This is a genomic window from Micromonospora phytophila (genome assembly GCF_023656545.1).
GTDB classification, from domain to species: domain Bacteria; phylum Actinomycetota; class Actinomycetes; order Mycobacteriales; family Micromonosporaceae; genus Micromonospora; species Micromonospora phytophila.
Map to the genome: position 1 here is coordinate 1 of NZ_JAMOKF010000211.1, position 9,897 is coordinate 9,897.

Below are 9,897 nucleotides of genomic sequence, written 5' to 3' on the forward strand. Positions count from 1 at the left end.
CTGCGCCGCGCACTGACCCGCGACCGGCCGGGACCGCCACGCGGCGGCCCCGGCCGGCCCGCTCAGCAGGCGGTGTTGTTGAGCTTCACCGTGCCCGGCGCGGTGGCCGAGCCGGTCGCGGTGAAGCCGACCGTCACCGACCCGCCCGGCGCCAGCGACGACGCCCAGCTCGGAGCCGCCGCGGTCACCGTGGTGCCCGACTGGGTCACCGTGGCGTTCCAGCCGCTGGCCAGGGTCACCCCGGCCGGCCAGGCCCAGGTCGCCTGCCACGGGTTCAACGTCCCGGAGCCGGTGTTCTTGATCGTCAGCTCGCCCTGGAAGCCACCCTGCCACGCGTTGACCTGCTTGTACGTGGCGGTGCAGCCGCCCGTGGGCGTGGTCGGGCCGGGGGTGGTCGGCGTCGGCGAGGGACCGCCGCCGCCGACCGGCGGGATCAGGTACGGCTGGAGGATCGCCTGCTTGGTGGTGTTGATGTTCGTCCAGTCGTCCAGCGCGATGCCGCCGGTGTCACCCGAGTTCGGATTCCACGACCAGTAGGTGAAGGACATCCCGTCGACCCCGGTGCCGGTGTAGGCCATCAGCTTCTCCAGCCAGACCTTGTCCCGGGGGTCGGCCAGCGTGCTGCCGAACTCGCCCATCATGATCGGCGCGATGTTCTGCTTGTGCAGGTAGCCCCAGTACCTGTCCCAGATGGCCGGCAGGTTCGCCGGGTAGTCCGGCGCTTTGAACCAGGCCTGCTCGTAGACCGAGGTGGCGTACTCGTGCGGCGAGTAGACCAGCCGGTTGGCCACGTTCAGCCGCACGGGGAAGTCCTTCGCCCTCGTCAGGTTGCCGCCCCACCAGCCGCAGTCCTCGTCGTTGCTGGGATCGTTGTCCCAGACGTTGGAGAGCCCGCCGTTGGGGCAGCTCACCCCCTCCACGAAGATCAGCCAGTTCGGCTGCACGGACGGGATCGCGTTGCCGGCCCGCTCGGCGGCCAACCGCCAGTCCCGCGCCGGGTCGCCGCAACCCCAGCAGGCGCCGGTCGCCGCCGGGTTGGTGCCCTCCGCGTGCGGCTCGTTGTGCAGGTCCGCCCCGATCACCGTGGGGTTGCCCGCGTACCGCTGGGCGAGCCCACTTCGGCGCACTTTCACGGAAAGCGGCCCTATCGGCCGCCGAATAGGCCCGCTTTCTCTGTATGTGCGTGGAGCTTGGGGGGGTGGCGGTGGGGCGGGATGTGCGGGAGCCCCGGTCCCCAAGGGGACCGGGGCTCCCGGAACGCTACGGCGTCAGCCGGCCTGCTCGGCGATCTGGAGGAACTGTCGCTTGGAGGCGAGCGCCTGCTCGGCGTCCTTGACCCGGCGGGCGTCCCCGGCGGCCTGCGCCCGGGCCAGCCGCTCCTCGGCCTCGGCGACCTGCGCCCGCATCTGCGCGAGCAGCGGGTTGTCCTCCTTGGTGGTGCGCCGCCACGCGGAGTCCATGACCTCGCGGACCTTGTCGTCGACCACGCGCAGCCGGCGCTCCAGCCCGGCGGCGGCCTCCCGGGGCACCCGCCCGGCCTCGTGCCACTGCGCCTGGATCTCCCGCAGCTTGGCCTGCGCCCCCTTCGGGTCGCCCTCGACGTCGAGCGCCTCGGCCTCGACCAGCAGCGCCTGCTTGCGCTCCAGGTTGGCCCGCTGCTCGTTGTCCCGGGCGGAGAAGACCTCGCTGCGCCGGGTGAAGAAGTCGTCCTGCGCGGCCCGGAACCGTTCCCAGAGCTTCTGCTCGGCCTCCTTGGAGGCGCGCGGCGCGGCCTTCCACTGGTTCATCAGCTCCTTGAGCTGGTTGGCGGTGGCCGCCCAGTCGGTGGAGTCCTTCAGCTTCTCCGCCTCGGCGACCAGCTCCTCCTTGACCGTCTGCGCCTGCTTGCGCTGCGAGTCGAGGGAGGCGAAGTGGGCCCCGCGCCGGCGGGTGAAACCGTCCCGGGCCGCGGCGAACCGCTTCCACAGCTCACCGTCGGTCTTCTTGTCGACGCCGCGGATGGTCTTCCACTCGTCGAGGATCTCCTTGAGCCGGTCCCCGGCGGTCTTCCAGCCGGTCGACTCGGCGGCCAGCTTCTCCGCCTCCTCCACCAGGGCGGTCTTGCGGGCGAGCGCCTCACCGCGGGCGGCGTCCTTGGCGGCCCGGGCCTCGCCGGCCTTCTCCTCGGCGACGGCGGCGAGCCGGTCCAGCCGCGCGGCCAGCGTGTCGATGTCGCCCACCACATGCGCCTCGGCCAGCGAGGCGCGGATGCGGCGGATCGTCGTCAGCGAGTGGTTGGCGTCCGCGGCACCCGAGTTGAGCCGGGCCTCCGTCAGGTTGACCTCGGTCACCAGGTCGTCGAAGCGGCGCGCGAAGTGGGCCAGCCCCTCCTCCGGTGCTCCCGCCTGCCAGGATCCGACCACCCGCTCGCCCTCGGCGGTCTTGACGTACACGGTGCCGTCCGCGTCCACCCGTCCGAAGGCAGTCCAGTCGCTCATGTGCCCATCCTCGTTCTCCCGGCGACGGGGACGAATCCCACGGTCGCCGCCACGGCGCAGCAAAGTTACTTCCGGCATTGTCACAGGTCCGACCCCGTCCGCGTCGAGCGCCTATCGCCGACCGTGACCATACGGTGTCCTAGCCATCGAATGACCGGATCGGCGCGGGGACGCACCGGGGTGTCCCGCTACGGTGAACGGGTGCCCCTGGTCGCCGCCGCCGTCTGCCCCCACCCGCCCCTGCTCGTGCCCGAGGTGGCGGGCGCGGCCGCCGGGGAGCTCGACGACCTCCGCGCCGCCTGCGACAGGGCCGTCGCCCGGCTCCTCGCCGCCGGAGCCGAGCAGATCCTGCTGATCGGTGGCGGGCCGGAGACCGTGCGCTTCGGCGCCGCCGACTACGGCTCGCTGCGCGCCTTCGGCGTCGACCGGTACGTCCGGCTCTGGAAGACCAACTGCGCCGGGGGCGAGCGCCTCCCGCTGAGCCTGACCGTCGGCGCGTGGCTGATCGGTCGGTCGGGAAGGGACGTGCCCAGGTTCGCCGAGGCGGTCGCCGTCGAGGCGGCCCCGCAGGAATGCGCCGCGCTCGGCGCGGAGCTGGCGCGGCGCGCCGAGGCGCGGACCGCGCTGCTGGTGCTGGGGGACGGGTCGGCCTGCCGGGGCGAGAAGTCGCCCGGCTACGACGACCCGCGCGCCGAGGCGTACGACGCGGGGGTCGCCCGGGCCCTGGCCACGACGGACGTCGACGCCCTGCTCGGTCTGGACCCGGGGCTGTCGGCGGAGCTGAAGGTCGCCGGGCGCGCGCCCTGGCAGGTGCTCGCCGGCGCGGCCCGGGCGGCGGGCGGCGACTGGCGCGGCGAGCTGACCTACGACGCGGCCCCCTACGGCGTGGCCTACCTCGTGGCCAGCTGGGAGCGGGCGTGAGCGGGACGGTCGTCGCGGTGGTCGGGCCGACGGCGGCCGGCAAGTCCGCGCTGAGCATCGCGCTGGCGCACGCCCTCGACGGCGAGGTGGTCAACGCCGACTCGATGCAGCTCTACCGGGGCATGGACATCGGCACCGCGAAGCTGACCCCGGCCGAGCGCGAGCGCGTGCCGCACCACCTGCTGGACATCTGGGACGTCACCGAGCCGGCCAGCGTCGCCGAGTACCAGCGGCTGGCCCGCACGGCGGTCGACGACATCCTCGCCCGGGGGCGGGTGCCGCTGCTGGTCGGCGGCTCGGGTCTCTACATCCGGGCGGTGCTGGAGCGCTTCGAGTTCCCCGGCACCGACCCGGTGGTGCGCGAGCGGCTGGAGCGGGAACTGGCCGAGGCCGGCCCCGCCCCCCTGTACGCGCGGCTGCGCGAGGCCGACCCGGGCGCCGCGGCGGGCATCCTGCCCGGCAACGGCCGGCGGATCGTCCGCGCGCTGGAGGTCATCGAGCTGACCGGGGCGCCGTTCACCGCCTCGCTGCCCGAGCCCACGCCGTACTACCCGTCGGTGCAGCTCGGCGTCGACCTGGACACCGCCGCCCTGGACGAGCGGATCGCCCTGCGGGTGGACCGGATGTGGGCCGACGGCCTGGTCGCCGAGACCCGGGAGCTGGTCGGGCGGGGCCTGCCGCAGGGGCGGACGGCCAGCCGGGCGCTCGGCTACCAGCAGGTGCTGCGCTTCCTGGCGGGGGAGCTGACCGAGGCCGAGGCGCACGACGAGACGATCCGGGCCACCCGGCGGTTCGTCCGCCGGCAGCGCTCCTGGTTCCGCCGCGACCCGCGGATCCACTGGCTGGACTCCACCGACCCGGGGCTGATCCCGGCCGCGCTGCGGCTGCTGCCGGCCGCTGCGCGATGATAAGGGCGTGCAGTTCACCAAGGGCCACGGCACCGGCAACGACTTCGTCATCCTCCCCGACCCGGACGACCAGCTCCGACTGACTCCCGAGCTGGTCGCGGCGCTCTGCGACCGGCGCCGCGGGCTCGGCGGGGACGGCGTGCTGCGGGTGGTCCGCGCGGCGAAGCATCCAGACGGCGCCGGTCAGGCCGGCGAGGCCGAGTGGTTCATGGACTACTGGAACGCCGACGGGTCGTTCGCCGAGATGTGCGGCAACGGCGCCCGGGTCTTCGTCCGCTACCTCGTCGCCACCGGACTGGCCGCCCCGGCGGGGGAGGCGCTGCCGGTCGCCACCCGGGCCGGCGTCGTGCGCGCGCTGGTCACCGGGGACGCCGTCGCCGTCGAGATGCGCCGCCCCCGGCTGTACGACGCGGCGACCGCCACCCTGGGCGGGCTGACCCTGCCCGGCACGGCGGTCGACGTCGGCAACCCGCACCTGGTCTGCGCCCTCCCGGCCGGGCTGGCGTTGACCGCGCTGGACCTCACCCGGGCCCCCGACGTGGACCCGGCGGTCTTCCCGGCCGGGGTGAACGTGGAGTTCATCGCCCCGGGCGAGCCGGTCGACGGCGCCGACGGCCACGTGCTGATGCGGGTGTACGAGCGCGGCTCCGCCGAGACCCTCTCCTGCGGCACCGGCGCCTGCGCGGTGGCCGCGGTGGCCCTGCGCGACGCGGGTCGGGACACCGGCGTGGTGGCGGTGGACGTCCCCGGCGGCCGACTCTCGGTCACCGTCGCCGAGGACTCCTGCTGGCTGGCCGGCCCGGCCGTCCTGGTCGCCACCGGCGAGGTCGAGCCGGCAGCGCTGATCCATTCGGCCTGACGCCCCCGGCGAGGTCGACCCGATGGCTCTGGTCCACTCGGCCCTCTCGCAGACCCTCCGCGCCGGGCACCTCCCACAGGTACCTCACCGTCGGTCCTTTGCTCTGCACCCACTGACGCGACAACCCGCGTCCGCTCTACGGGCACCAGGCGGCGCATGGGTGGGTGCAGAGCAAAGGGGCCGGGACGACATCCGCCGCCAGGCGATCGGGCCGACATCGTGGTCGGCGACCCGGTCCCGGCATTCCCACCGGCGACCGCGACGCGTCGCGTCGGGTGGGTCAGGGGGTGGCGGAGGCTCCGGCGGCGATCTCCGGGAGGTCGGCGGGGCCCGGGTCCGCCGCCGGGGCGGGGGCGGGGTTCTGGGCGGCGGCGCGGACCGCCGCCGCGACCGCCGGGGCGACCCGCGGGTCGAAGACGCTGGGCACGATCACCGTGGGGTTGATCTTCTCCTCGCCGACCACGTCCGCGATGGCCCGGGCGGCGGCGAGCGCCATCTCCTCGGTGAACTCCTCCGCGTGCGCGTCGAGCATGCCCCGGAACACGCCCGGGAAGGCGAGCACGTTGTTGATCTGGTTCGGCTGGTCGGAGCGGCCGGTGGCGACCACGGCGGCGTGCTTGCGCGCCTCCCGCGGGTCGACCTCCGGGTCCGGGTTGGCCAGCGCGAAGACGATCGAGTCCTTGGCCATGGTGGCGATGTCGTCGCCGGTGAGCAGGTTCGGCGCGCTCACCCCGATGAAGACGTCCGCGCCCCGCACCGCCCCGGGCAGGTCGCCGGAGTAGTTCTCCTTGTTGGTGTTCTCCGCCAGCCACTGCCAGGCCGGGTTGAGCCCCGGCAGCCCGCGGTGCAGGGCACCCTGCCGGTCGTACGCGATGATGTCGCCGACGCCCTGGCGCAGCAGCAGCTTCATGATCGCGGTGCCGGCCGCGCCGGCGCCGGAGACCACGATCCGGACGTCCCCGAGCTGCTTGCCCACGACGCGCAGCGCGTTGGTCAGCGCGGCGAGCACGCAGATGGCCGTGCCGTGCTGGTCGTCGTGGAAGACCGGGATGTCCAGGGCCTCGCGCAGCCGGGCCTCGATCTCGAAGCAGCGCGGCGCGGCGATGTCCTCCAGGTTGATCCCGCCGTACGCCGGCGCGATCGCCTTGACGATCTGCACGATCTCGTCGGTGTCCTGGGTGTCCAGCACCACCGGCCAGGCGTCCACCCCGCCGAAGCGCTTGAACAGGGCCGCCTTGCCCTCCATCACCGGCAGCGAGGCCGCCGGCCCGAGGTTGCCCAGGCCGAGCACGGCCGAGCCGTCGCTGACCACCGCGACGGTGTTGCGCTTGATGGTCAGCCGGCGGGCGTCGGCCGGGTTCTCCGCGATCGCCATGCAGACCCGCGCCACCCCCGGGGTGTACGCGCGGGAGAGCTCGTCGCGGTTGCGCAGCGCGACCTTCGGAGTCACCTCGATCTTGCCGCCGAGGTGCAGCAGGAACGTCCGGTCGGAGACCTTGCGCACGTCCACGCCGTCCAGCGCGGTCAGCGCGTCGACCACCTGGTCGGCGTGGCTGGCGTCGGCGGTGTCGCAGGTGAGGTCGACGATCACGTGGGTCGGGTCGGAGTCGACCACGTCCAGCGCGGTGACGATGGCTCCTGCCTCGCCGACGGAGGTGGTCAGCCGGCCGATCGAGGAGGCGTCCGCGGTCACCGCGATGCGTATGGTGATCGAGAACCCGGCACTCGGAAGTCGGGTGATGGCCACGGGATTCCCTCCGTCGACACTGAGCGGCTCGCTCCGCATTTCTACTCGCATGCCGAGGTCGGCCCGCATCCGCCCCCACTTTTGGCCGCTCCCGGGGCGGGCATATAGCAGGTGCGTTCGACGTTGCTACGTGTCAGGATTGCTCGGTACATGACAGAACGGACAGGAGACCGGCTTGCACAACCAGGAGACCTTCCTTCCCCACGAGGACGACGAGCTCGAGACCACCACCGGTGAGTACGAGCTGTCGGAGCGGCAGGCGCTGCGGCGGGTCCCCGGCCTCTCCACCGAACTGGCCGACATCACCGAGGTCGAGTACCGCCAGCTGCGCCTGGAGCGCGTGGTCCTGGTCGGCGTCTGGACCGAGGGCAGCCAGAACGACGCCGAGAACTCCCTCACCGAGCTGGCCGCGCTGGCCGAGACTGCCGGCTCGCAGGTGCTCGACGGGCTCATCCAGCGCCGCAGCCGCCCGGACCCGGCGACGTACATCGGCCGGGGCAAGGTCGACGACCTCAGTTCGGTGGTGCTCGCCACCGGCGCCGACACGGTCATCTGCGACGGTGAACTCTCCCCCTCGCAGCTGCGCAACCTGGAGCAGCGCACCAAGGTCAAGGTGGTCGACCGCACGGCGCTGATCCTCGACATCTTCGCCCAGCACGCCAAGAGCAAGGAAGGCAAGGCGCAGGTCGAGCTGGCCCAGCTCGAATACCTGCTGCCACGCCTGCGCGGTTGGGGCGAGACGCTTTCCCGGCAGACCGGTGGTAGCGGTCGCGGCGGTGGCGCCGGCGGCGGCGTGGGTCTGCGTGGTCCCGGTGAGACCAAGCTGGAGACCGACCGGCGGCGGATCCGCCACCGCATCTCCCGGCTGCGCCGCGAGATCAAGGGCATGCGGACCGTACGCCTGACCAAGCGCGCCCGGCGCTCCCGCAACGCCGTGCCCGCGGTGGCCATCGCCGGCTACACCAACGCCGGCAAGTCCAGCCTGCTCAACCGGCTGACCGGGGCGGGTGTGCTGGTGGAGAACGCGCTCTTCGCCACCCTCGACCCGACCACCCGCAAGGCCACCACCTCCGACGGCCGGCTCTACACCCTCTCCGACACGGTCGGTTTCGTCCGGCACCTGCCGCACCAGATCGTCGAGGCGTTCCGCTCGACGCTGGAGGAGGTCGCCGAGGCCGACCTGGTGGTGCACATCGTCGACGGCACGCACCCCGATCCGGAGGAGCAGGTCCGCGCGGTCCACGAGGTGCTCGCCGAGGTGGGCGCCGACCGGTTGCCCGAGCTGCTGGTGGTCAACAAGACCGACGCGGCCGACGAGGACACCCTGCTGCGGTTGAAGCGGCTCTGGCCGGAGGCGATCTTCGTCTCCGCGCACACCGGCCGCGGCGTCGACGGGCTGCGCCAGGCCGTCGAGGAGCGACTGCCCCGCCCGGCGGTGGAGGTCCGCGCGGTGCTGCCGTACGACCGGGGTGACCTGGTCGCGCGGGTGCACCGGCAGGGCGAGGTGCTGAGCACCTCCCACCTGCCCGAGGGCACCCTGGTGCACGTCCGGGTGGGCGACGCGCTCGCCGCCGAGCTGGCGCCGTTCCACGCCGGGGAGGGCCAGGCGGCCGTCGGCGCCCGGTGAGGCGTCCGCCGTCACCCGGCGGGAATGCGGGGCATGCGACACTGAACGTCATGCGCCGCGCTGTTTCTTCGGTCACGGTTGCCCTCGGCCTGCTGGGGGCGACCGTGGCGTGCATCGGAGTCGCCGTAGCGGCTCCCGCCTCGGCCTCGCCCCACCTCGCGGCCGCCCCGGGAAAGAAACGGTGCACGGTGACCGACGAACGGCTCCGGGAGCTGTCCGGCCTCGTCGCCACCAAAACCGGCTACGTCGTGATCAACGACGGTACCGACGTGGAGAGCCGCAAGCGGGTCTTCTTCCTCGACACCAAGTGCAAGATTGCCAAGGAGCCGGTCCGCTACTCGGGGCGCGGCCCGTTCGACACGGAGGACCTCGCGCTCTCCCCGAACGGCAGCACGCTCTGGATCGCGGACACCGGTAACAACATCACCAGCCGTACGCCGCGCGAGCGGGTGGCGCTGTGGAGCATGCCGCTGAACGGGTCGAAGGAGCCTCTGCTCCACCGCCTCTCCTATCCCGAGGGCAAGCCGCACGACGCCGAGGCGTTGGTGATCGGTGACGACGGCAACCCGCTGATCATCACCAAGGTGATGTCCGGCAAGACCGAGATCTTCGCTCCCGCGGGGAAGTTGAAGAGCGGCGACACCGACGCGGTGCCGATGAAGAAGGTCGGGGAGATCACCCTTCCCAAGACCGACACGGAGAACGTGCTGAGCGGCCCGGGCCGCGTGGCGGTCACCGGCGCCGCCCGTTCCCCCGACGGGTCCCGCGTGGTGGTGCGTACCTACGCGGACGCCTTCGAATACGACGTGACCGGCGGAGACGTCGTTGCCGCGCTGACCAGCGGCAAGCCCCGGGTGACGGCGCTGGCCGACCCGTTCGGTGAGGCGATCGCCTACACCCCGGACGGCAAGACCTTCCTCACCGTCTCCGACGCGGGACGGTTCGAGGAGGGCGACCCGATCGACATCCTCAGCTACACCCCGTCCAAGGAGGGCGCGAAGCCCATCGCGGGCGAGGAGGACGTGCAGAAGAAGGCCGCGGAGCAGTCCTGGTTCGACGGGCTCAGCCTGAGCGACATCACGTACCTGATCGCGGCGGTCGGAGTGATCGGCTTGCTGATGGTGGGCGCCGGCGTCTTCGGCATCCTCCGGGCCCGCCGCAGGCCGGCCGCCTCGGGCCGGTCGGGTGCCGACGGCCCGGAGCGCGACGACGACCCGCGTGACCGCGCGGACGACGGCTTTCTGCCTCCCGACGACGGCTTCCTGCCGCCGCACGACCGCCAGCAGGGCGGCGTCTACGGGGCCGCGCCCTCCGGCGGCGTCTACGGCGGCGGCCCGGCCGGCCGTGGCGGTCCGCCC

The 9,897-nt window shown here is 73.2% G+C and carries 7 protein-coding genes and 1 pseudogene; 5 read left to right on the forward strand and 3 right to left on the reverse strand.

Annotation, left to right across the window (positions count from 1 at the left end; translation table 11 throughout):
- Nucleotides 1-62: 62 nt before the first annotated feature.
- Both NCC78_RS21670 and NCC78_RS21675 read right to left on the reverse strand, forming a co-directional pair.
- Nucleotides 63-1,112 (reverse strand): annotated as a pseudogene (locus NCC78_RS21670) (cellulase family glycosylhydrolase); the annotation flags it as partial.
- A gap of 156 nt (nucleotides 1,113-1,268) precedes the next feature.
- Entirely contained in the window at nucleotides 1,269-2,477 is a 1,209-nt protein-coding gene (locus NCC78_RS21675) for a DUF349 domain-containing protein (RefSeq protein ID WP_250796632.1), read from the reverse strand.
- A gap of 150 nt (nucleotides 2,478-2,627) precedes the next feature.
- Here NCC78_RS21675 and NCC78_RS21680 point away from each other — a divergent pair, with 150 nt between their 5' ends.
- From NCC78_RS21680 to dapF, 3 genes are read left to right on the forward strand one after another with little or no spacing between them, the layout of a single operon-like run.
- Nucleotides 2,628-3,398: a class III extradiol dioxygenase subunit B-like domain-containing protein gene (locus NCC78_RS21680; protein ID WP_250796633.1), complete on the forward strand. Its 771-nt coding sequence runs from the start codon at nucleotides 2,628-2,630 to the stop codon at nucleotides 3,396-3,398.
- On the forward strand, nucleotides 3,281-4,306 hold the full coding sequence (miaA, locus tag NCC78_RS21685; protein ID WP_372495173.1) for a tRNA (adenosine(37)-N6)-dimethylallyltransferase MiaA: 1,026 nt from the start codon (nucleotides 3,281-3,283) through the stop codon (nucleotides 4,304-4,306). Before NCC78_RS21680 ends, miaA begins: the two co-directional genes overlap by 118 nt.
- Nucleotides 4,307-4,313: 7 nt before the next feature.
- Nucleotides 4,314-5,165 carry a diaminopimelate epimerase gene (gene dapF / locus NCC78_RS21690; RefSeq protein ID WP_250796637.1) on the forward strand — a complete coding sequence of 284 codons (852 nt, stop codon included), beginning with the start codon at nucleotides 4,314-4,316 and terminating at the stop codon, nucleotides 5,163-5,165.
- Nucleotides 5,166-5,445: 280 nt separating this feature from the next.
- Here the strand turns inward: dapF and NCC78_RS21695 are convergent, their stop codons facing one another.
- The gene (locus tag NCC78_RS21695) at nucleotides 5,446-6,912 is read right to left on the reverse strand and encodes an NAD-dependent malic enzyme (protein ID WP_250796638.1); all 1,467 of its coding nucleotides are present in this window, start codon (nucleotides 6,910-6,912) and stop codon (nucleotides 5,446-5,448) included.
- A 175-nt stretch (nucleotides 6,913-7,087) separates the two neighbouring features.
- On the opposite strand from NCC78_RS21695, the gene hflX reads away from it, so the two are divergent.
- Nucleotides 7,088-8,539, forward strand: coding sequence for a GTPase HflX (gene hflX / locus NCC78_RS21700; protein ID WP_250796640.1), 1,452 nt, complete (start codon nucleotides 7,088-7,090; stop codon nucleotides 8,537-8,539).
- A gap of 50 nt (nucleotides 8,540-8,589) precedes the next feature.
- Nucleotides 8,590-9,897: WD40 repeat domain-containing protein (locus NCC78_RS21705; RefSeq protein WP_250796641.1), on the forward strand; the 1,308-nt coding region annotated here is incomplete at its 3' end.